At 73.2% G+C, this 22466-nt stretch carries 16 protein-coding genes and 2 pseudogenes; 7 read left to right on the top strand and 11 right to left on the bottom strand.

What is annotated here, in order from left to right; translation table 11 throughout:
• Window positions 1–2 precede the first annotated feature (2 nt).
• The 4 genes and pseudogenes from ABXS69_RS05585 to ABXS69_RS05570 all read right to left on the bottom strand — a co-directional run bounded on the left by ABXS69_RS05585 (window position 3) and on the right by ABXS69_RS05570 (window position 6968).
• Window positions 3–461 (bottom strand): tRNA (cytidine(34)-2'-O)-methyltransferase, encoded by a 459-nt coding sequence (locus ABXS69_RS05585; protein WP_366179794.1) that lies wholly within the window; start codon window positions 459–461, stop codon window positions 3–5.
• Between the two features lie 81 nt (window positions 462–542).
• A pseudogene (gene acnA, locus ABXS69_RS05580) lies at window positions 543–3229 on the bottom strand (aconitate hydratase AcnA).
• Window positions 3230–3447: 218 nt separating this feature from the next.
• Window positions 3448–4875, bottom strand: coding sequence for a TRAM domain-containing protein (locus ABXS69_RS05575; protein ID WP_366179793.1), 1428 nt, complete (start codon window positions 4873–4875; stop codon window positions 3448–3450).
• Entirely contained in the window at window positions 4872–6968 is a 2097-nt protein-coding gene (locus tag ABXS69_RS05570; protein WP_366179792.1) for an APC family permease, read from the bottom strand. The genes ABXS69_RS05575 and ABXS69_RS05570 overlap by 4 nt, the downstream gene beginning before the upstream one ends.
• A 58-nt stretch (window positions 6969–7026) precedes the next feature.
• Here ABXS69_RS05570 and ABXS69_RS05565 point away from each other — a divergent pair, with 58 nt between their 5' ends.
• Both ABXS69_RS05565 and ABXS69_RS05560 read left to right on the top strand, forming a co-directional pair.
• Window positions 7027–7692 carry a TrkA family potassium uptake protein gene (locus ABXS69_RS05565; RefSeq protein WP_366179791.1) on the top strand — a complete coding sequence of 222 codons (666 nt, stop codon included), beginning with the start codon at window positions 7027–7029 and terminating at the stop codon, window positions 7690–7692.
• Between the two features lie 3 nt (window positions 7693–7695).
• Window positions 7696–8361, top strand: a complete 666-nt coding sequence (locus ABXS69_RS05560) for a TrkA family potassium uptake protein (protein WP_366179790.1) — start codon at window positions 7696–7698, stop codon at window positions 8359–8361.
• Window positions 8362–8395: 34 nt separating this feature from the next.
• On the opposite strand, the gene ABXS69_RS05555 is transcribed toward ABXS69_RS05560, so the two are convergent.
• The 4 genes from ABXS69_RS05555 to ABXS69_RS05540 form a co-directional block, all read right to left on the bottom strand.
• Window positions 8396–9103, bottom strand: coding sequence for a DUF3159 domain-containing protein (locus tag ABXS69_RS05555; protein ID WP_366179789.1), 708 nt, complete (start codon window positions 9101–9103; stop codon window positions 8396–8398).
• Window positions 9100–9486, bottom strand: a complete 387-nt coding sequence (locus ABXS69_RS05550) for an OB-fold nucleic acid binding domain-containing protein (RefSeq protein ID WP_366179788.1) — start codon at window positions 9484–9486, stop codon at window positions 9100–9102. The genes ABXS69_RS05555 and ABXS69_RS05550 overlap by 4 nt, the downstream gene beginning before the upstream one ends.
• Window positions 9483–10220 carry a DUF3710 domain-containing protein gene (locus ABXS69_RS05545; RefSeq protein WP_366179787.1) on the bottom strand — a complete coding sequence of 246 codons (738 nt, stop codon included), beginning with the start codon at window positions 10218–10220 and terminating at the stop codon, window positions 9483–9485. The genes ABXS69_RS05550 and ABXS69_RS05545 overlap by 4 nt, the downstream gene beginning before the upstream one ends.
• Before the next feature lie 61 nt (window positions 10221–10281).
• Window positions 10282–10590, bottom strand: coding sequence for a DUF4193 domain-containing protein (locus ABXS69_RS05540; protein WP_159523104.1), 309 nt, complete (start codon window positions 10588–10590; stop codon window positions 10282–10284).
• 268 nt (window positions 10591–10858) lie between these two features.
• On the opposite strand from ABXS69_RS05540, the gene sepH reads away from it, so the two are divergent.
• A complete protein-coding gene (gene sepH / locus ABXS69_RS05535) occupies window positions 10859–12067 on the top strand; it encodes a septation protein SepH (RefSeq protein ID WP_366179786.1) in 1209 nt (402 codons plus the stop codon).
• A 28-nt stretch (window positions 12068–12095) separates the two neighbouring features.
• On the opposite strand, the gene ABXS69_RS05530 is transcribed toward sepH, so the two are convergent.
• Window positions 12096–13415 carry an alkaline phosphatase family protein gene (locus ABXS69_RS05530; protein ID WP_366179785.1) on the bottom strand — a complete coding sequence of 440 codons (1320 nt, stop codon included), beginning with the start codon at window positions 13413–13415 and terminating at the stop codon, window positions 12096–12098.
• A 70-nt stretch (window positions 13416–13485) separates the two neighbouring features.
• On the opposite strand from ABXS69_RS05530, the pseudogene ABXS69_RS05525 reads away from it, so the two are divergent.
• Together ABXS69_RS05525 and ABXS69_RS05520 are read left to right on the top strand one after the other, a co-directional pair.
• Window positions 13486–15994 (top strand): annotated as a pseudogene (locus ABXS69_RS05525) (DNA topoisomerase (ATP-hydrolyzing)).
• A 29-nt stretch (window positions 15995–16023) separates the two neighbouring features.
• The gene (locus ABXS69_RS05520) at window positions 16024–17652 is read left to right on the top strand and encodes an amidohydrolase family protein (RefSeq protein WP_366179784.1); all 1629 of its coding nucleotides are present in this window, start codon (window positions 16024–16026) and stop codon (window positions 17650–17652) included.
• A 15-nt stretch (window positions 17653–17667) separates the two neighbouring features.
• Here ABXS69_RS05520 and ABXS69_RS05515 read toward each other — a convergent pair whose 3' ends face one another.
• Window positions 17668–18711, bottom strand: coding sequence for a GNAT family N-acetyltransferase (locus ABXS69_RS05515; protein WP_366179783.1), 1044 nt, complete (start codon window positions 18709–18711; stop codon window positions 17668–17670).
• A gap of 222 nt (window positions 18712–18933) precedes the next feature.
• A complete protein-coding gene (locus ABXS69_RS05510; protein ID WP_366179782.1) occupies window positions 18934–21186 on the bottom strand; it encodes a DNA topoisomerase IV subunit B in 2253 nt (750 codons plus the stop codon).
• A 284-nt stretch (window positions 21187–21470) separates the two neighbouring features.
• Here ABXS69_RS05510 and ABXS69_RS05505 point away from each other — a divergent pair, with 284 nt between their 5' ends.
• Window positions 21471–22019, top strand: a complete 549-nt coding sequence (locus tag ABXS69_RS05505; RefSeq protein ID WP_366179781.1) for a DoxX family protein — start codon at window positions 21471–21473, stop codon at window positions 22017–22019.
• Window positions 22007–22411, top strand: coding sequence for a DCC1-like thiol-disulfide oxidoreductase family protein (locus ABXS69_RS05500; RefSeq protein ID WP_366179780.1), 405 nt, complete (start codon window positions 22007–22009; stop codon window positions 22409–22411). The genes ABXS69_RS05505 and ABXS69_RS05500 overlap by 13 nt, the downstream gene beginning before the upstream one ends.
• Window positions 22412–22466 lie beyond the last annotated feature (55 nt).

Raw genomic sequence — 22466 nt, 5'->3', positions numbered from 1 at the left:
GATCAGCGCCCGCCGGGGAAGCCGAGGACCCGCCAGGCCTCGTAGAGCCCGATGGCCGCGGAGTTGGCGAGGTTGAGGGAGCGGTTGCCCTCGACCATGGGGATGCGAACGCGGTCGGTCACGCGGGGGTGGGCCATGACCCCCTCGGGCAGGCCGGTCGGCTCGGGCCCGAAGAGGAGGGCGTCGTCGGCCCGCCAGTCCACCTGGGCGTGCAGGCGCTCGGCCTGGGCGGTGAAGGCGTAGATCCTCCCGGGGACGTGGACGAGGCAGGACTCCAGGTCCTCGTGGACGCGCGTCCGGGCCAGGTCGTGGTAGTCCAGGCCGGCGCGGCGCAGCTTGGCGTCATCCATGTCGAACAGGGGGTCGATGAGGTGGAGCATGGCGCCGGTGTTGGCGCTCAGCCGGATGGCGGCCCCAGTGTTCCCGGGGATCCGCGGCTCGAAGAAGATGACGTGCAGCACGCGGACCATCCTGCCACCCGCGGCGCCCGTGGTCCTCGACGACGGCGATGCCGCCGCGCGCCGATGCCCCGGGCAGGCTTCTCAGCCGCGGGCGAGCGAGCGCAGGACGTACTGGAGGATGCCACCGTTGCGGAAGTAGTCCGCCTCCCCGGGGGTGTCGATGCGCACGACCGCCTCGAAGACCGTCGCGGTCCCGTCGGCCCGCTCGGCGCGCACCGCCACGGTCCGCGGCGTCACGCCGTCGTTGAGGGCGGTCAGGCCCGTGATCGAGAAGGACTCCGCGCCATCCAATCCCAACGAGGCGGCCGACTGCCCCGTGGGGAACTGCAGGGGAACCACACCCATACCGATGAGGTTGGAACGGTGGATACGCTCAAAGGACTCGGCAATGACGGCCTTGACACCCAGCAGCGCCGTGCCCTTGGCTGCCCAGTCGCGAGAGGAGCCCGAGCCGTACTCCTTGCCGCCCAGAACCACCAGCGGCACGCCGGCGGCCTGGTACGCCTGGGAGGCGTCGAAGATCGACTCCTGCTCGCCGGTGAGGAAGTTGCGGGTGTACCCTCCCTCGACGCCGTCGAGGAGCTGGTTGCGCAGGCGGATGTTGGCGAAGGTCCCGCGGATCATCACCTCGTGGTTGCCGCGGCGCGACCCGTAGGAGTTGAAGTCCTTGCGCTCGACTCCGCGCTCGGACAGGTAGCGGCCCGCCGGGGAGTCCGCCTTGATCGCACCCGCCGGGGAGATGTGGTCCGTGGTCACCGAGTCCCCCAGCAGTGCCAGCACGCGCGCACCGGTGATGTCCTCAACCGGGGTCAGCTCCATCGTCAGCCCCTCGAAGAAGGGGGCCTTGCGCACGTAGGTGGAGTCCTCGTCCCAGGCGAAGGTCTGCCCCTCGGGCGTGTCCAGGCCGCGCCAGCGCTCGTCGCCGGCGAAGACGTCGGCGTAGCCGCTGGCGTACATCTGACGGTCGATGGTGGCATCGATGGTGGCCTGCACCTGCGCCGGGTCCGGCCAGATGTCGGCAAGGAAGACGTCCGTGCCGTCGGGGTCCTGGCCCAGCGGCTCGGTGGCGAAGTCGAAGTCCATCGTGCCGGCCAGGGCGTAGGCGATGACCAGGGGCGGGGAGGCCAGGTAGTTCATCTTCACGTCGGGGTTGATGCGGCCCTCGAAGTTGCGGTTGCCCGACAGCACCGAGACGACCGCCAGGTCGGCCTCGCTCACCGCCGCGGAGACCTCGGCCGGCAGCGGCCCTGAGTTGCCGATGCAGGTGGCGCAGCCGTAGCCGACGACGTTGAACCCCAGCGCGTCCAGCGCCGGCCACAGCCCGGCCTTGGCGTAGTAGTCCGTGACCACCTGGCTTCCAGGCGCGGTGGAGGTCTTCACCCAGGGCTTGGAGCGCAGTCCGCGCGCCACCGCGTTGCGCGCCAGCAGGCCCGCGGCCACCATGACCGAGGGGTTGGAGGTGTTGGTGCACGAGGTGATGGAGGCGATGACGACGCGCCCGTGGTCGAGCTCGGTGGTCGTGCCGTCGGCCAGGGTCACGTCGGTGGGCTTGTGGTCCTCGGGCGCGTAGGCGGGCAGGGCCTCGCGGAAGGCCTCCTTGGCGCGGGAGAAGCTCAATGCGGTCCTGGGGGCGCTTGGGGCCGGCGATCGAGGGGACGACGGTGGCGAGGTCGAGCTCGAGGTACTCGGAGTACACGGGCTCGCGGGAGGGGTCGTGCCACATGCCCTGGGCCTTGGCGTAGGCCTCCACCAGGGCGATGGACTCCTCGGAGCGGCCGGTCAGGCGCAGGTAGTCCAGGGTGGCGCCGTCGATGGGGAACATGGCGGCGGTGGAGCCGAACTCCGGGCTCATGTTGCCGATGGTGGCGCGGTTGGCCAGCGGCACCGCGCCCACGCCCTCGCCGTAGAACTCCACGATCTTGCCGACCACGCCGTGCGCGCGCAGCATCTGGGTGATGGTGAGGACCACGTCCGTGGCGGTGGCCGCGGCGGGGATCTGACCGGTGAGCCTGAAGCCGACGACGCGAGGGATGAGCATGGACACGGGCTGGCCGAGCATGGCGGCCTCGGCCTCGATGCCTCCCACGCCCCAGCCGAGCACGCCCAGGCCGTTGACCATGGTGGTGTGGGAGTCCGTGCCCACGCAGGTGTCCGGGTAGGCCACGGTCACCCGGGCGCCGTCGCGCTCCTCGGCGCGGGTGAAGACGGTGCGGGCGAGGAACTCGATGTTGACCTGGTGGACGATGCCCGTGCCCGGGGGCACGACGCGGAAGTTGTCGAGGGCCCCCTGGCCCCAGCGCAGGAACTGGTAGCGCTCGGCGTTGCGCTCGTACTCCCGCTCCTTGTTGCGCTCCAGCGAGCTTCGGCAGGCCGAAGGAGTCGATCTGCACCGAGTGGTCGATGACCATCTCCGCGGGGGCGAGCGGGTTGATGACGGCCGGATCCCCTCCGAGCTCGGCGACGGCCTCGCGCATGGTGGCCAGGTCCACGATGCAGGGAACGCCGGTGAAGTCCTGCATGACGACGCGCGCCGGGGTGAACTGGATCTCCGTGTCGGGCTCAGCACTGGGATCCCACGAGGCCAGGGCCCGCACATGCTCGACGGTGACGTTGGCGCCGTCCTCGGTGCGCAGCAGGTTCTCCGCCAGCACCTTGAGGGAGTAGGGCAGGCGCTCCAGGCCCGGGACGGCGCTGAGGCGGTAGTACTCGTAGGCGGCGCCGTCGACGTCGAGGGTGGCGCGGGATCCGAAGGTGTCGATGCTGGTCAACGTCGCTCCTGTTGCTCGAGGATCACCGGGGGCGGCGCGGCCCGGGCCGCGGGCCCTCCGGTGTGGCGCCCACGCTATCCGACGGCGCGTCATCGCCCGTCAACATGCCGATCCGGTGCGGTGCGCCCGTCCTCGGAGGAGGTGGGAGGGCGCCGAATATCGCGAGCCGCTCCGCACCTAACCGGCAGCGGGCCGGACCGCGCCGGCGGGCGCCGGGCTCAGGGGCGCTGGAGCACCGCGATCGTCTCGAAGTGGTGGGTGTGGGGGAACATGTCGAGGGCTCGCAGGCCCTCCAGGCGGTAGCCGCCGCGCAGGAGGGAGCCCACGTCCCTGGCCAGGGCCGCGGGATCGCAGGCCACCAGCACGACCCGCCCGGGGCCCACCTCCACGATCGCCTCGATGACGTCCCTGCCCGCGCCCTGGCGGGGAGGGTCGAGGACGACGACGTCGGCGCTCCCATCCCCACCGGGGCCGAAGGAGCGCCCGAGCTCGGCGACCGAGGCGCCCGTCACCCGGCCCGCCATCAGGCGGGCCGGCGGGGCCGGGCGCAGATTGCGGTCGGCGTCGCGCACCGCGCGCTCGGAGCCCTCCAGGGAGATGACCTCGCCGGCCAACAGGGCCAGCGGAAGGGTGAGCAGGCCCGAGCCGGAGTAGAGCTCCAGGACGCGGGGCCCTCCCGCCCGACCTGCGCCGGTGGCGCCCACCCCGCCCGCCTCATCGCCCAGGGCGCTGCGGGTCACGGCCTCCACGAGGACCCGGGGGGCGTCCCGGTGGATCTGCCAGAAGGCGTCGGCACGAACGGTGTAGCGCAACTCCCCCAGGCCGAGGCCCGAGGCGTCGACGGACTCGTCCACCCGCTGCCTGCTCAGGGGGCGACCGGTGGCCGACAGGACGGCGCCGTCGACGATGACGACGGGAGCGCCCGCGCTGGGGGCGACGGCCTCGACACGCCGCGCCCCGGCCAGGCGCCGGCGCCAGGATCCGCGGGCGGTCAGGCCCAGATCCCGGATAGCGGGGACCGCCAGTGGGAGGTCGCGCACGGGCAGGATCGTCGCCGAGCGGAAGGCGTGCATGCCGGGGGCGCCGTTCTCGTCGATGGCGAGCTCGACGCGGGTGCGGGTGCCGGTCCCCGCCAGGACGCGGGCCCGGGGGTCCTCGGCGGCCTCGGCGGCTGCCTCACAGGGCATGGGCTCCACGGGCACGCCGCCGGGAGGCGTCGAGGCGGGCAGGGCCAGGACCGCCTCGGCGGCCTCTGGCCCACCGATGCGGCGCAGGCAGTCGGCCAGGACCCATCGCTTCCAGGCGCGCTGGGCGGACAGGGCCACATGGGACAGCTCTCCCCCGCCGACCCCGCCGGGGCCGGCCTCGGGCCACACCGGCTCCACCCGGTCCGGGGAGGCGGTGAGCGCCTCGAGGGCGTCAGCGCGCCAGATCTTGGAGGTCCTGGCGGTGACGCGCGCCCGCACGGTCTCCCCGGGCAGCGCGTGGCGCACGAAGACCACGCGGCCCCCCGGTTCCCCCTGGGGCCGGGCCACGCAATGCCCGCCGTGGGCGGGGGGCCCGACGACCAGGATCATCTCCTCAGGCTCATGGGCGGTGCCCCGGGCCCGCTCCTGGCGGGCCGCGCCGCGCCCCCGCCCGCTCATGGCCTCCTCCCCGCGCCCGGGCCGGAGGCGACGACGGGCGCCCCGGCACCACGACGACGGGCCCGCGAGCCCCGGCGCACCGCCTCATCGGCGTCGACGATGCCGGCGGCCGAGGCCAGGCGCCGCTCCTTGCGGGTCTGCCGCATCCCCGGAGCCCCCAGCTGCCACGGCACCGAGGCCACCACCACCCCGGGGGTGAACAGGATCGCCGTCTTGATGCGCAGCGCCATCTGGTTGTGCAGCACCTGCTCCCACCAGTGCCGCACCAGGTACTCGGGGATGAAGACGACGACGAGGTCGCGCGGGGACTCCCGGCGCACCGAGCGCACGTAGGCGATGACCGAGCGGGTGATATCGCGGTAGGGCGAGTCGAGGACGGTCAGGGGGACCTGGAGGTCCGCCTCGTCCCAGTCGTCCAGGAGCCGCTTGGCCCGGTCATCGCCGATGTCCACGGTGAGCGCCTCGATCGAGGTCGGGTTCGTGGACAGCGCGTACGTCAGCGCCCGCAGGGTGGGCTTGTGCAGGCTGGAGGCCAGCACGATGGCGTGGATGTGAGCGGGAAGGACCCGCGAGTCATGCAGATCGGTGATGGCCAGCTCCTCGCGGACCCTGTCGTAGTGGCGGTGGATCCGGTTCATGACCAGGAAGATGATCGCCATGATCGTCAGCGTGATCCACGCGCCGCGGGTGAGCTTGGTGATGAGGACGACGATGAGCACGAGCCCTGTCGCCCCCAGGCCGATGCCGTTGACGATCCGGGAGCGGCTCATCCGGGAACGCAGCCGGGCATCGGTGGCGGTGGCCAGCTCACGGGTCCAATGGCGCACCATGCCGATCTGGGACAGGGTGAAGGAGATGAACACCCCCACGATGTAGAGCTGGATGAGGCGGTTGGTGTCGGCCTCGAAGCCGACGATGAAGGCGATCGCCCCGAGCCACAGGGCGATGATCCCGTTGGAGTAGGCAAGGCGGTCTCCGCGCTGGGTGAGCTGGCGCGGCAGGAAGCCATCGGCGGCCAGGACGCTCGCGAGCACCGGGAAGCCATTGAAGGCGGTGTTGGCGGCGAGCACCAGGATGAGGCCCGTCACCGCCGTCACCAGGTAGAACATGGGACTGAAGCCGGCGAACACGGTGGCGGCGAGCTGTCCGATGACCGGGTCCTGGTGGTAGCCCTCCCCCACGGGCATCCCGTGGGAGGTGAGCTGGGTGGCGGGGTCCTCCACCACGTGGACGCCGGTGGCCCCGGCCAGGTGGATGATGGACATGAGCATCGCCGCGGCGATTCCGCCGAGCATGAGCAGCGTCGCCGCCGCGTTCTTCGACTTGGGGCGCTGGAAGTTGGGCACGCCGTTGGAGATCGCCTCCACGCCGGTCAGGACCGCGCAGCCGGAGGAGAAGGCCCTCAGGATGAGGAGGGCGCCGGCCAGGCCCGTCAGCCCGGAGTCCCATCCGGGCCCGGCGACGACGTCGAAGGCCGAGGACTCCGCTCTGCCGAGCGTCCCCATGGCCTCCTGGACGAACCCGGTGACGGCCAGGGCGCCGATGGCGATCATGTAGATGTAGGTGGGGATGGCGAAGGCGCCGCCCGCCTCGCGCGTGCCGCGTAGGTTGAGCAGCGCCAGGATGGTGGACACGCCGACGGCGATCTCCGCCTTGTAGGGGGCGGCCGCGGGCACGGCGGTCACCAGGTAGGACGATCCCGAGGAGATCGACACGGCGACGGTCAGGGCGTAGTCGGCCAGCAGCGCGGAGGCCACGGCGAGGCCGGCGTGGGAGCCCAGGTTGGTGGAGACGACCTCGTAGTCGCCGCCGCCCGAGGGGTAGGCGTGGACGGTCTGGCGGTAGGAGGCCACCACGATGAGCAGCACGCCGACGACTGCCACCGCCACCCAGGGCGACAGGGCGGTGGCGGCCACGCCCGCCAGGGCGAGGGCCACGATCACCTGGTCGGGAGCGTATCCGACGGATGACAGGGCATCCGCGGCGAAGACCGGCAAGGCGATCCGCTTGGGCAGGAGGGTCTCGCCGAGCGCCCCACTGGGCACGGGGCGGCCGACGAGGAGCCGCTTGACGCGGTCGGCGAAGTCACGCACGACCCCGAATGCTATGCCCGCGCTCGGCCTCGGCCAAGAATGAGGGTACGGTTCGGTCGTGCACTTCGTCATCATGGGCTGCGGCCGGGTCGGCGCCACCATGGCCGCCCAGCTGGACCGCATGGGCCATTCAGTGGCCGTCATCGACCGGAGCTCCGAGGCGTTCCGGCGCCTCCCCAAGGATTTCAACGGCCGCAAGGTCAAGGGAGTGGGCTTCGACCGCGATGCCCTCGAGCAGGCGGGGATCGATGAGGCCTACGCCTTCGCCGCCGTGTCCAACGGGGACAACTCCAACATCGTCTCAGCCCGGGTGGCCCGCGAGACCTTCGGCGTGGAGCACGTGGTCGCCAGGATCTATGACGCCAACCGCGCGGACGTCTACGAGCGGCTGGGCATTCCCACGGTCGCCACCGTGCGCCGCACGGCGGACCAGATGATGCGCTGGATCCTGCCCGGGGGCTCGGCCAGGGAGGCCGAGGACCCCTCCGGCGCGGTCTGCCTCGTCCAGCCCGACGCGTCGTCGGGCTGGGTGGGCGTGTCAGTGGCGACGATCGAGGACCGCGTGGGCGGGCGCGTCGCCTGGATCTCGCGCGGCTCGGGGGCGCTCGTGCCCGAGCCCACCACCCTGCTGCAGGAGCATGACCGCCTCCACCTGGTGGTCGCCACCGAGCGCGTCACCGCCGCGCAGCGCGTCCTGTCCCGCCCGCCAGCCCAGGAGGCCTGAGCCTTGAAGATCCTCATCGCCGGAGCCGGCAGCGTGGGGCGCTCCATCGCCCGCGAGCTCATCAGCCACGGCCACGAGGTCACGCTCGTGGACCGCTCGGCGGAGGCCATGCGGCTGTCAGCCGTCCCCGACGCCGACTGGCAGCTCGCCGACGCCTGCGACGTCGAGGCCCTGGACGACGCGGGGGCCGGGGAGTGCGACGTCGTCGTGGCCTGCACGGGCGACGACAAGGTGAACCTGGTCATCTCCCTGCTGTGCAAGACCGAGTACGGGGTCCCCCGCACGGTGGCGCGCGTCAACAACCCGAAGAACGAGTGGCTCTTCGACGAGACCTGGGGCGTGGACGTCGCCGTCTCGACGCCGCGGATCATGACGGCGCTGGTGGAGGAGGCCGTGAGCGTGGGCTCCCTGGTCGCCCTGTTCACCTTCCACCAGTCCGGAGCCTTCATGCACGAGCTGACCCTGCCGGACGACTCCCCCATGATCGGCGAGCTCGTGTCCTCCGTGGTCCTGCCCCCTCACACGGTGCTCACCGCGATCCTGCGCGAGTACCGGCCGATCACCCCCGATGGGGATGAGCGCTTCGAGCGCGGGGACGAGCTCATCTTCCTCACCGCCAAGGAGGGCGAGGCCACGCTGGGGGAGATCCCGGGGATCTTCAACGCCTGACCCCCATCGCGCGCCCCGGTTCGGCGCGCTCCGGCTAGTCCCGGGGCCGCACCAGGAGCCAGACGATCCACAGGGTCAGCGCGTACAGCGGCAGCCCCAGGATGATCCTGGCCGCCCCGAGCGGCCCGACGGCGCCCGTCAGGTACAGGGGCAGCTCGATGACCAGCCGCAGGGTGAACATGCCCGCCAGCACGGCGGTGCCCCAGGTGTAGCGGCGCCGATCGGCCCGCAGCGCGGGGTCCTCGCGCCAGGCGGCCCAGCCCGCGCCGCCCTCGCCGTCGGAGGTGGCACGCCACAGGCCCATGAGGACTCCCACGAGGGGCCAGCGCAGCGCCAGGGAGCCCGCGGTGACCGCGAGCCATCCGGCGTTGATGAGCAGGCCCGTGATGTAGAAGTCCTCGGCCCTGCCCGTGCGCCAGGCCCAGGCGGCCGAGATGGCGGCCAGGGCCGCCCCGCCGATGACCTGGGTGAGGCCCTGGCGCGCGGCCAGGCGCGCCACGAGGCCGACGGCGCTGATGGCCAGGGAGGCCACGAGCGCTGGGATGAGGGCGGAGGGGCGCAGCGCGACGATGGTGACGAAGACGAGCGTGGGGGCGACGGATTCGATGATCCCGCGCCAGCCGCCCACGGCGGTCGAGACGTCGAAGGCCTGGGCGCTGATCGCACCCAGCCCGCCCGCGGGCCCCGCCGGGCCCTCCTCCCGGGCGCCGGGCCCCTGCTCCGAAGCGCGTCCGCCGCTCATCGTCGGGCGCTCAGCAGCTCGTAGGCGGGGTTGAAGATCGTGGGCCTCGTGCGGCCGGCGACGACCATGCCCTCCACGGACAGGCGCGCGCCGGGCTCGATGCCCACGATGCGGCGGCGCCCCATCCACACCAGGTCCACGCTGCCGGTCCCGTCGAAGAGCTGGCCGACGAGCACGGGGCGGGCCTCGGAGGGGCGGTAGGTGACGGCGCGCAGCACGCCGGTGACGCGCGCGCGGTGGCGGGGGGCGATGCTGGCGATCTCCACGGCGCCGAGCGCGGCGAGGCGCTCCCCCGCGGCGCGGGCCTCGTCGTCGGCGTCGAGGTCCTCCCGGCTGCGGCCGAGGGAGCGCAGGCGGGCGAGCAGGCCTGGGGCCGGGCTCATCGGACCTCGGCGATGGTGGGGCCCGGGGCGAGCGGGTCCAGGCCGGGCAGGTCCTCGGCCTGGGGCGCCACCGCGGCGCCCGGGACGTGGAGGGGGAGGATCTCGCGCGGGGGCCGGGCCGCGCCGTCGCGCACGACGACGACGCCGCGGAAGACGTCGCGCAGCTCGCGGGCGGCGGCATCGTCGACGGCGGCCGGGCCCTGGAGCACGCCTCGCAGGAACCAGCGGGGGCCGTCGACGCCGAGGAAGCGGACCCGCACGGCGCCGGTGGCCCCCTCGGCGTTGCGCACGGGGACCTCGGCGATGATCTCGACGCCGTTCTCGCCATCGACCTCCTCGGCGCGGGCCTGGGCGCGGCCGAGCTCGTCGAGGATGTCGGCGCGCAACTCGTCCCAGATCCCAGCGGTGCGGGGGGCGGCGAAGGCGCGCAGCTCCAGCGTGGAGCCGCCCAGGACGAGGGAGACGGCCTGGATGCCGCCGCCGGGGCCGGGGGACTCCATGCGCAGCTGCATGCCGTCGATGGCGGGGATCCTCAGGGACCCGAGGTCGATGCGGTTGTCATCGTCGTCGCCGGCGACCTCCTCGGAGTCCCAGGGGCCGTCGGCCGCGCGGGCGGCGGCTGCCGACGAGTCGTCGCCGAAGGCCTCGTCGCCGTCCTCGGGGGAGCCGGCGGAGCCCCCGGCAAGGGCGTCATCATTGCCGCGCTCGCTCTTGCGGCGGGAGAACAGTGCCATAGGGGGCTCCTTCGGTGATGGGGGGATCCTCGGCCGTGGTCAGCCGACGGTGGGGCGGCGGTCAGCCGGCGCAGTCGGTGCACACCGGCAGGCCGGTGGCGTCGTCGATGTGGGCGAGCTGGCTGCGGTGGTGGACGAGGAAGCACTCCGAGCAGGTGAACTCGTCCTCAAGCTGGGGCACCACGTGGACACTCAGCTCCTCGCGGGACAGATCGGCGCCGGGGAGCTCGAAGCCCTCGGCGACCTCGTTCTCATCCTCCTCGATCGCCTCGGAGGACTGATCCTTCTGCCGGGCGGCGGTCAGCTCCTCGATGGAGTCGGCTTCGGGCTCGTCATCGTGCTTACGCGGGGCGTCGTAGTCAGTCGCCATGGGCCACGTCACTCTCTCTCGTCGACGGCTCGTCACGCGGGGTCCGGCAGCAGGGGCACTACCGGGCAGGCCCGCCTCCACGCAGAGGCGGTCCCGTTCAGAGCAGGGCACGCGCACCATAGCACCGCTGAGGATCAGCGCAAGCCCCTGTGAGACGGGGCGTCCTGCCCGGTCCGGAAGCGGCTCACCGGCGGGCCTCCCCGGAATCCCCGCCCTGCGATGGCAGGCTGTGCCCTGGAACGAGAGATCCTTGAGGAGGCACATTGCCATGATCGACCTCGAGCTCCTGGGCGCGAACGGCGACACGGTCGTTCTGACGGATGCCGACGGCGAGCGCTACAGCGTTGTGATCGACGATGCCCTGCGGGCCGCGGTCCGCCGTGACCGAATCGCCGCCCTGCCGCAGCCCACGGACTCCGCGCCGACGGACTCCCCCATGCGCCCCAAGGACCTCCAGTCCCTCATGCGGGCCGGGGCCTCGGCGGAGGAGGTGTCCGCCGCCACCGGCATGGACCTGGAGCACGTGCGCAAGTACGAGGGCCCGGTCATCGCCGAGCGCCGGTGGGCCGTCCAGCAGGCTCAGGCCTGCCGCATCGGCTGGGGCAAGGACTCCCCCGTCCTGGGCGACCTCGTCGTCGACCGCCTGGCCACCCGCGCCGTCACGCCCGCCAGCCTGGAGTGGGACGCCATGCGCGAGGGGCGCGCCCCCTGGCGCATCTGCCTCACCTTCGTCCAGGGCGCCCAGGAGAAGCAGGCGCGCTGGCTCCTCGACCTCTCCGCGCGCACCGTGACGGCACTCGACGACGAGGCCCGCTGGCTCACCGAGGCGGCCTCTCCCTCGGCGCGGCGCCCCGACGTCTTCGACCAGGATGACGCCTCACCGGCGCCGAGCGCCCCCCGCTCCTCGCTGCGCGCCAGCCGCACGGTCCCCACGGGGCTGCCCGTCGTGGAGAAGCCCCTGGAGGGCGCTCGGGGCGGGGCCGCCCCCGCGCTGGACCCCACCGACGCCCTCCTGGCGGACCTGGCCTCCAGCCGCGGGCGGCGCGTGGAGGTCGATATCCCCGACGACGACCCCGCCGGCGCCGATGCCGCCGCGGATCCCGCCGCCCAGGGCCCGTCCCAGGGGGAGGCCCAGGTTCTGTCCATGGAGGGGCGCCGCCGCCGCGCCAAGGGCTCGTCCAACCACCCCGCCGGCAGGCTCAGGGGCGGCGCGGCCGAGGGCCATGAGCGCGGCTCCGACGGCGCTGAGGACTCGAAGGGGCCCGGTGAGAAGGGCTCCCGCTCCCGGCGCGGCAGGGCCGTCGAGCCCGAGGACGTCTCCGACCCCACCACGGAGGTCTCCGCGGTGGCCCGCGTCAGCGGCGTCCACCAGGAGGCGCTGCCCGAGATGCCGAAGGCCCCCGCCAGGCCCAAGCGGCGGGCGCGCCGCTCCGTGCCCTCCTGGGACGAGATCGTCTTCGGCGCCAAGCCCGAGTAGGCCGGCACCCAGGCGGTGGGCCCCGGCGTCAGGCGCGAGTGATCAGCAGGGGGACGCGCGTCTCGGCATCGGTGAAGGAGCCGTGGACGCCGGGCATCCCCAGGACGGCGTCGGCGTGCACGCGCGGGTCGAGCACCACCCAGGTACCGGCGGCCGCCACGAGCACGTCACCGGTGACGCCGCGCGCCCTCTCGCTGAGCGGGCCGAGATGCTCTCCGGCCTCGTCGCGGGTGCCGACCCATAGCGCCCTCTCCCCCAGCTCCTCTCGCCAGCGCTCGGCGACCGCCGATGCTCGCTCGGAGCGCTCGGCGCCGTCCCGGCCGCCGACGTAGAGGTGAGTGAATCGCGGCTCCCCCGCCACGCAGGCGATGTCCCGCATGAGGCGGGGCGAGTCGGTGACGAGGAGGCGGTGCTCGTCGTCGGTGTCGACCATGCCGTGGTCGGCGGTGAGCACGATCCGCGTCCCGCGCGGTACGCGGCGCCGGAGCTCGGCCATGAGGGCGTCCAGGCGCTCCAGCTGGGCCAGCCACTCCTGCGAGCGCCAGCCGTGGACGTGCCCGGCGTGGTCGAGCTCGCCGACGTACAGGTAGACCAGCGCCACGCCTTGGGCGAGGGCGCGCGCGGCGAGAGCGGGGCGGTCCTCCATCCGATCGGCCCCCCGGTGCTGAGCGCCACGCAGGCCGGCCAGGGTGAGGCCGGAGCCGGCGAAGCGCGCGGGGCCGATGGAGACGGCGAGCGGCGCGCTCTGGCCGTCGGCGCGACGGGGCCCGCCGGGGCCGCGCTCAAGGCGCTCGAAGATGGTGGGCACGTCCTGCCAGGCGCGCGGGTCCGGGCAGCGCCCCTCCCAGGAGATGAGGCTGAGCAGATCGGAGCCGTCGGGGACGTCCTCGGCAGAGGCGGGGGGCAGCAGGGGGTTGCGCACCGAGTAGCCGACCATGCCGGTCATTCCGGGCGGGGCGCCCGTGCCGAGCGCGGTGAGGGCGGCCGCCGTCGTCGAGGGCCGACAGGTCACGGCGTCGGGGCCCGGCCCCTGGCCCGCGCGGGCGGCCGCCTCGGAGTCGGCCAGCAGGCCCCGCAGGACCGGGGCGTGGCCCCGCCGCTCGCGCAACTGGCCCAGGCCGAGCCCGTCGACGAGCACGACGACGGTCGGCGAGGCCGATGCGGCCCCGCCGGCCGTCATCAGCCCCCAGCGCTCAGCGGCGTTCTCGGCCTGCGCGCGCGTGAGCGCGCCGTCGGGGCCGTCGACCAGGGAGAGCCCGGAGGCGAGGGCGGCGGCGCCCAGGACCTCGCGCAGGTTCGGGACAGAGGCGGCCGTGGGCCGGACCCCCGGGTTCTTCGGCGTCGTCATGCGGTCATTGTGCCACCGGGCACGGGTGTCGCTGCCCGGGCGGGGGGCGCACGGACAGGAGAATCCCCCCATGCCGAAGTCCGCCACCCAGACGCCCCCTCCGACCGACGGCGCGATCGTCGAGCAGGATCTCTCCAGCGAGATGCGCTCGAAGCTTCCTGGAGTACGCCTACTCCGTCATCTACTCCCGGGCCCTGCCCGACGCCCGTGACGGCCTCAAGCCCGTCCAGCGCCGCATCCTGTTCCAGATGGACCGCATGGGGCTGCGGCCGGACCGCCCTCATGTGAAGTCCTCGCGCGTCGTCGGCGATGTCATGGGCAAGCTGCACCCCCACGGCGACGTGGCGATCTACGAGGCGCTCGTGCGCCTGGCCCAGCCCTTCACCATGCGCCTGCCGCTCATCGACGGGCACGGCAACTTCGGCTCCCTCGATGACGGCCCCGCCGCCCCTCGCTACACGGAGGCCCGCCTGGCCGCGCCCGCCCTGGCGCTGACCGCGGACATCGACGAGGACACCGTCGACTTCGCCCCGAATTACGACTACACGCTCACCGAGCCGGGGGTGCTGCCCGCGGCCTTCCCGAACCTGCTGGTCAACGGCGCCTCGGGGATCGCCGTGGGCATGGCGACGAATATGCCGCCGCACAACCTGGGCGAGGTCGTCAGCGCCGCCCGCCACCTCATCGAGCACCCGGATGCCACGCTGGAGGACCTCATGGCCTTCGTGCCGGGCCCGGATCTTCCCGCGGGCGGCATGATCGTGGGCCTGGACGGCATCCGGGAGGCCTACCGCGCTGGCCGCGGCAAGTTCCTCACCCGCGCCACCGCCCGCGTCGAGAACGTGACGGCCCGCAAGAAGGGCATCGTCGTCACCGAGCTCCCCTACTTGGTGGGCCCGGAGAAGATCATCGCGGCCATCAAGGACCGGGTCGCCTCCAAGAAGCTCCAGGGCATCACCGACGTCGCCGACCTGACCGACAGGAAGAACGGGACCCGCCTGGTCATCGGGGTCAAGAACGGCTACAACCCCGAGGCGGTCCTGGCCCAGCTCTACCGGCACACGCCGCTGGAGGACTCCTTCGGCATCAACAACGTGTGCCTCGTGGACGGCCAGCCCCGCACCCTGGGCCTGCGCGAGCTCCTCGAGGTCTTCGTGGGCCACCGCCTGAGGGTGGTGGAGCGGCGCACCCGCTTCCGCCTGGGCAAGCGGCGCGAGCGCGCGCACCTGGTGGACGGCCTGCTCATCGCGATCCTCGACATCGATGAGGTCATCGCGCTCATCCGCTCCTCGGAGGACGCGGCGACGGCGCGGGAGCGCTTGCAGCGAGTCTTCGACCTGTCCGAGGCGCAGGCCTCCTACATCCTGGAGCTGCAGCTGCGGCGCCTGACCAAGTTCTCCGTCATCGAGCTGGAGAAGGAGCGTGACGAGCTCGCCCGGGAGATCGAGGCCCTGGAGGCGATCCTCGCCGACGACGCCCTCCTGCGCCGGGTGGTCTCCCGCGAGCTGGCCTCGGTCTCCGAGGAGTTCGCAACGCCGCGCCGCACCGTGCTGCTGGAGGCCCCCGGCGCCGCCAGCCCCCGCTCCGCCGACGGCGCGGGCGGCTCGGACGGGGCGGCGGGGCCGGCCCCGGTGGGCCTCATGGCGGGCGTCAAGGACATGCCCTTGACGATCCCGGACGACCCGTGCCGGATCCTGCTGTCCGCCACGGGCCTCGTGGCGCGCGCGGCGGGGGCCGAGCCGGTGGCCCGCTCGGGCGCGAGGCAGCCCCATGACGCCCTGGTCTCCCAGGTGGCGACGACGGCGCGCGGCCACGTGGGCGCGGTGACCGACACCGGCCGCCTCGTGCGTCTCGACGTGGTCTCCGCCCCCGAGGTCCCGCGCCTGGAGGGGGCGCCGTCCCTGGCGGGGGGCACCCCGGTGCGCCTCCTGGTGGAGATCGAGCCCGAGGAGCGCGTGGTGGGGCTCGTGCCGGTGGGCGACGCGGGCGCCGCCCCGATCGTCCTGGCCACGGCTGCCGGCGTCATCAAGCGCGTCAAGGTGGGCGATGAGCCCGCCAGGGGCGATTCCTGGGAGGTCATCTCCCTGGCCGACGGCGATTCCGTGGTCTTCGCGGGCACCGCCGCCGACACCGATGTGCTCACCCTCGTGGCCTCGGACGCCCAGCTGCTTCGCTTCGAGGCCTCGAAGGTGCGCCCGCAGGGCCGCGCGGCCGGGGGCATGGCGGGGATCAGCCTGCATGACGGCGCCCGCGTGGTCGCGGCATCGGCGGTGAGCGCCGATCTGCTGGCAGAGGCGGTGGTGGTGACCGTGGCCGCCAGCGCGGGCGCCCTGCCCGGAACGGGTGGCAGCGTCAAGGTGACGCCCCTGGACCGATACCCGGCCAAGGGCCGGGCCACCGGGGGCGTGCGCGCTCAGAGATTCCTGCGCGGGGAGGACGAGCTGGTCCTGGCATGGGTGGGCGTGGGCCCGGCGCGTGCCGTCGGCTCGGGGGGCCAGAGCATCACCCTGCCGGGTCCCGACGAGCGCCGTGACGCCTCCGGCATCCCCACCATCGCACCCATCACCGCCATCGGCTGATCGCCGCCGGGGGCGCGTACAGTCCTGCCATGAGCGGTCTTCTCATCCGTGGCGCTCGCCCTGTCCGCTTCCGCGGCCGCGGCGAGCTGGGGCGCCTGCGCGCCGCCGCGCGCGCCGGGCTGAACGAGCCCCCGGCCCCGGGCGGCCCCACCGATCTGAGGATCGAGGCGGGCGCCGTCGTCGAGATGGGACCGGCCCTGGCGCGCCACGACGGCGAGGAGGTCCTTGACGCGGGAGGCGCTTGGCTCATCCCCGGCCTGTGGGACGCCCATGCCCACCTGGACCTGGAGGCCGCTCGCGCGGCCCGCCTCGACCTGGGGCGCGCCTCCTGCGCGGAGGAGGCCCTGACGATCGTCGCGGCGCGGGCCCACGCTCTCCGCTCGGCCGCGGGCACGGCGGATGGTCCCGCGCTCATCCAGGGCTTCGGGCACCGCCTGTCCAGCTGGCCGCGCGTGCCCAGCGTGGCCGAGCTCGACGCCGTCACCGGTCCGATCCCCACCGTCCTCGTCTCGGGCGACGCCCATTCCGGGTGGGTGAACTCGGCGGCGCTCACGCTGCTCGGCCTGCCTCCCGCGACCAGCGCCGACCCCCGCGCGCCATTGACGGAGGGCGAGTGGTTCGCCGCCCTGAACCGCCTCGACGACATCCCCGGCTCGCGCGAGTTCGTCGAGTCGGGCTATCGCAGGGTCTTGGAGGACATGGCCGCCCGCGGCATCACCGGCGTCACCGATATGACCTGGGGGCAGGACTCCCCCGCCTGGGCCGCGCGCCTGGATCGCATGAGCGCGACCGGCGCCCTGCCGGGCCTTCCGCGCATCCGGGTATCGACCTACCGCGAGGGCCTGGAGGAGCGGATCGACGCCCATCTGCGCACGGGCGACCCCTTGCCGGGCTCCCCGGTGGGCGGCGACGGCGCGGCGCTTCTGACGCAGGGGCCCCTCAAGATCATCTCGGATGGCTCCATGGGCACGGGCACGGCCTGCCTGCGCAGCCCCTACCCCGCCGAGCTGGGCCTGGACCACCCCCATGGGGTGATGAGCGTGGGGCTGGACGAGCTCACCCACCTGCTGGGCCGGGCCCACGAGCACGGGTTGACGGCGGCCGTCCACGCCATCGGGGACGCCGCGCTCACCGACGTCGCCCGGGCCTTCGCCCGCACGGGCGCGCGGGGGCGCGTGGAGCACGCGCAGCTGCTGCCGTCTGACGCCGCCAGGCCGGAGGGCGCGCTGACGGTGCTCGTGCGGCTCGGCGTCGAGCTGAGCGTCCAACCGGCGCATCTCATCGACGACTGGGCCGCCGTGGGGCGGGTGTGGCCGGGGCTGGAGTCGCGCTCATACGCCTTCGCGGACATGGTCGTGGCCGGGGGCATGCTCGCCCTGGGCTCGGACGCCCCGGTGGCGCCGCTCGATCCGTGGCTGGCGATGAGTGCCGCCGTCGGCCGACGCGCCCCGGACGGCTCGGTGTGGTCCCCCGAGCAGCGCCTGAGCGCCGAGGAGGCCCTGGCGGCGAGTGTCGACGGAGCCGCGCCCGTCCGCGTGGGGTCGGCCGCGGATCTGGTCCTGCTGCCGGATGACCCCCTCATGCTCGGCCCGGAGGACCTGCGGGCGGTGCGCCCACTGGCCACGGTGGTCGCTGGCGCCCTGACTGCCCACCGCTGAGCATCACCGCCGGGGTCACACGTCCAGGCCGTAGAGGATCGTGCCGCGCGTGGGCTGGTAGCCGAGCCGCTCGTAGAGGCTGCCGGCGCCCGTCGGGCTCGCGGAGTCGACGCCGGCGGCGGCGTACTCCATGCCGTCGGCCGCGTAGGCGCGCATGGCCGCGGCCAGCAGGGCCGCGCCGAGGCCGCGGTCGGCGTACTCGGCGAGCGAGCCGAGCATGTCGGTGTACCCCTCCTTCCAGCCCAGCGCCTCCCAGTCCTGCTCGTACCGGCTGGATAGGAGGTACCCGGCGATCCGGGCGCGGTCGCTGGAGCGGTCCAGGGCCACGAAGGACCACTCGGGAGCGAAGAAGGCCCGGCCCGCGGCCCACCGCTCGGGGCTCATCGGCTCCGCGCCGGCGTCGTCGGCCGCCCGGTTGTGGGCCCGCAGGATCGCCTCGTCCAGGTCCTTGGACCACGGCTCGATGCTGAGGAAGCGGTCCACGGGGGCCCGCGGGATCGGCTCGCTCAGCGAGCGGCGCACCTCCCGGTACCAGCGCTGGGGCGAGTATCCGAGGTTCGCCAGATGCGCCTGCATCCGCTCATCGTCCTCGAGCACCGTGGTGATGATGTGGGCGGGGATGAGGGAGCCGTCGCCCTGCCTCCCCGCGCGCTCAGCGCCGATGAGGTGACGGGCGCGCTCGGACTGCCAGTGCAGGATCGCCCCGCCGATGCCTCGGCCCCGCCAGAGCGGGTCGACGACGCCGAGGATGGAGGCGAAGACCTCCGCGGCCGGGCGCACCCGGGCGAGCCCGAAGGCGCGCATGACGCCGTCGGCGTCCCTCCCGGCGACGCCGGAGTACGTGGGGTCGAGGAAGTACTCGGCGGTCTCCTGCTCGGTGGTGCGGTAGGGAGGGTCATCAACATCCTCGGCCCGGGCGACGAGCGCGGCCAGCTCGGCGTTGTCGGCGGGGCCCAGGGGCCTCCAGGACAGGGAGCGGGGCAGGGCTGAGCGCGCGCCCGGGCGCATCATCGACCACGCCGCCGCCGCGGTGGCCTTGGGCCGTCCGTAGTATGCCATTACCGCCTCCCTACTGCCTGATCCGATGCCCCACCGACGAAGCGCCGGCGAGCCGCCACTGCCGCCGGCCTCATCCGGGGGCGCTCGTGTCCCCGGCGACACCCGTCCCGGCACCGGGACCCGTCTCCGGCAAGGCTACCGGAGAGGCGGGGTCGGCCCCTCCTCCTGCGGGTGGAGCCGGGAGCGGCCCGGGATGGGCGGTGACGGTCCCCTCGCCGGCGCTCAGGCGTCGATGCGCTCACGGTCCACGGCGCCGGCCCCGGCGATGATGAAGTCGCGGCGCGGCTCCACGCTGGAGCCCATGAGGAGCTCGAAGACGTCCTCGGCGTGGGTCAGGGCGGCCTCGTCGGCCAGGGTGATGCGGCGCAGGGTGCGGTGCTCGGGCTCCATGGTGGTCTCGGCGAGCTGGTGGGCGTCCATCTCCCCCAGGCCCTTGTAGCGCTGGGGCTCCTTGAAGGAGCGCCCCTGCTTCTCCAGCTTGCGCAGGGTGCGCACGAGCTCGTCGTCGGAGTAGGTGTAGAGGATCTCCTTCCTGCGGCGCCCGGAGCCGGAGACCTCGACACGGTGCAGCGGCGGGACGGCCGCGTACACCCTGCCGGCCTCGATCATGGGGCGCATGTAGCGGAAGAAGAGGGTGAGAAGCAGGGTGCGGATGTGGGCGCCGTCGACGTCGGCGTCGGTCATGAGGATGACCTTGCCGTAGCGGGCCTGCTCAAGGTCGAAGGTGCGTCCGGAGCCGGCGCCGACCACCTGGATGATCGCCGAGCACTCGGCGTTGCGCAGCATGTCCGCCTGGGAGGCCTTCTGGACGTTGAGGATCTTGCCGCGGATGGGCAGCAGCGCCTGGTACTCGGAGTTGCGGGCGTTCTTGGCGGTGCCGAGCGCGGAGTCGCCCTCCACGATGAACAGCTCGGAATGGGCGACGTCGTTGGAGCGGCAGTCGGCGAGCTTGGCAGGCAGGGTGGAGGTCTCCAGGGCGGTCTTGCGGCGGGTGATCTCCTTGTGCATGCGGGCGCTCACGCGGGCGCGCATCTCCCCGACGACCTTCTCCAGCAACGAGCGGGACTGGGTCTTCAAGTCCCTCTTGGTGGAGGTGAGCAGGGCCGTGAGCTCCTTCTCCACGACGCGGGCGACGATCTGGCGCACGGGGGCGGTGCCCAGGACCTCCTTGGTCTGCCCCTCGAACTGAGGCTCAGGCACGCGCACGGTGACCACGGCGGTCAGGCCCGCCATGATGTCGTCCTTCTCGATGCGGGGGTCCTTGGCCGTCATCCTCAGGGCGCGGGAGTTGGCGTCGATCTGCTTGCGCAGCACCTTGACGAGGGCCTGCTCGAACCCGGTGAGATGGGTGCCCCCCATGGGGGTGGCGATGATGTTGACGAAGGAGCGCTCCAGGGTGTCGTAGCCGATGCCCCAGCGCAGGGCGACGTCGACGGAGCAGGCGCGCTCCACCTCCACGGGGCGCAGGTGGCCGGTGGACTTGTCGAGCTGCTGGACGGTCTCGGTGTAAGTGCCCTCGCCGCTGAGCCGGAAGGTGTCAGTCACTGAGGCGTCAGTGGCGAGGAACTCGACGAAGTCGGCGGTGCCGCCGCGCGCCTGGAAGACCTCGACGCCGTCCTCGGCACCGGTGTCGAAGAGGTCCCCCGACCCCTCGACGGCGTTCTTGGCGGCCGCCCGCAGCGAGGCCTCGGCCACGGCGTCGTCGGTGGCCCCGGCGTCCGCGGCGGGCGTGGTGGAGGCGGCGACGGCCTCGGCCGCGGGGCGCTGGTCGTCAAGGGACAGGGTGAGGCCGGGCACGAGGAAGCTGGTCTGGCGCAGGCGGGCGCGCAGGGCCCCGGCGTCGTACTCGGTGGGCTTGGGGAAGATCTGGGGGTCGGCCCAGTAGCGCACGCGGGTGCCGGTGACACCCCGCTTGACCTTGCCGATGACGCGCAGCTCGGAGGCATCGGTGAACTCGGTGAAGGGCGAGTCGGGCCCGCGGCCGCCGGAGTCGTCGAAGGAGCCCGGGACGCCGCGGTGGAAACTCATGGCGTAGGTCTTGCCACCGCGGTCCACCTCGACGTCCATGCGGGAGGCCAGGGCGTTGACGACGGAGGCGCCCACGCCGTGCAGCCCTCCGGCGGCGCCGTAGGAGCCGCCGCCGAACTTCCCGCCGGCGTGCAGCTTGGTGTAGACAAGCTCGACGCCGGTCAGCCCGCTGGAGGGCTCGATATCGACGGGAACGCCGCGCCCGTTGTCACGCACCTCGATGGAGCCGTCGTCGTGGACGATCACCGAGATGGCGTCCCCGTGGCCCTCGAGGGCCTCATCGACGGCGTTGTCCACGATCTCCCACACGCAGTGCATGAGGCCGCGCTGGTCGGTGGAGCCGATGTACATGCCGGGGCGCTTGCGCACCGCCTCGAGCCCTTCCAGGACGGAGAGGTGGCGCGCGGAGTAGTCGCCTCGGCTGGTCTTGTTCTCGGATGCGGGCACGCCCGGAATCTAGCCGATGCCGAGGCCGCGACGCTTCTGCCGCGCCGCCGGCGCGGCCCGCGGGCGCCGTTGCGGGACGAGGCTCACAGGAGACGCGCTGACATGCGCAGAGTCACAGAATCATCACAATATGACGACGAGTCAATAATAATGATGGGATTAAATAGGTTTCCTTGCGGGTTGTGAGCGTCGACAGCGCCGGGGCAGCACCGCTGCCACGTCCGGTGCAGCACATCCAGCACGGCGGTCGATCACCGCCCCGACAAGGAGGTTCCTTCACTCCCATGCACGACTCCACCACGCCCGAGCAGACCCCCCAGGCCGCTGCGCGCACGGGCTCCGACATCGTCACGTCCCCCACGGCCCGCCGCGCCCTGGCCGCCGCGCGCATCATCGTCGGCGCCTACCTGCTGTGGGCCTTCCTCGACAAGCTCTTCGGCCTGGGCTACGTGGTCCCTCCGGAGGGGGCCTGGATCCGCGGCGGGACGCCCGCCCAGGGGTTCATCAACCACATCAAGGGCCCCTTCGCCGGCGTCTTCTCAGTCTTCGCCAACCCGGTGGGGGACGTCCTGTTCATGGCCGCGCTCCTGGGCATCGGCTCCGCCCTGCTCCTGGGGATCGGGCTGCGCGTCGCGGCGGTGAGCGGCACGCTCCTCATGCTCATGCTCTACCTGGCCGAGTTCCCCCTCGTCAACGGTGGCACGAACCCGATCATCGACGACCACTGGCTCTTCTCCGCCATCATGATCACGTCGGCCCTCACCCTCGCCGGCGACACCTGGGGCCTGGGGCGCCGCTGGGCGACGAAGGTGGGCGACGGATGGCTGCGCTGAGCGACGGCGGGCCCCTCCCCCCCGCCTCCGCCCCCGGCCCCGTGCTCGTCTACGACCCGGACTGCTCGGTCTGCACCGCCTTCGTGCGCCAGCTGGGCAAGCGCGTGCACCCCTCGACCGGACTGCTGCTGATCCCCTCCTCGCACTGGGACGGGCCCGGGGCCGAGTGGACGGACCGCTCCGCGGTGTTCTACGACTCGCGGGAGGACGCCTTCCACGTGGAGGAGCAGGCCATTGGGCGCGCGCTCATGACCGCGGGGCCGCTTCCCAGGGTCGCCGGCAGCCTCATCATCCACCGGCCTCTCAAGCCGCTGGCCAGGACCGTGTACCGGGCGCTCGCCCGCAATCGGCACAGGCTCGGCTGCCAGGGCTCATGCGCCCTGCCCCGGTAACGGGCGAGCGGCCCCGGGTCGGCTGACGGCGAATGCTCTGCGCCCGGGGCGGAAA

Origin of the sequence: Actinomyces timonensis (genome assembly GCF_040702965.1) — a bacterium.
Lineage (GTDB): Bacteria > Actinomycetota > Actinomycetes > Actinomycetales > Actinomycetaceae > Actinomyces > Actinomyces timonensis_A.
Note: the sequence above shows the minus strand (reverse complement) of the source record. Positions and strands in the feature narration are given on the sequence as shown.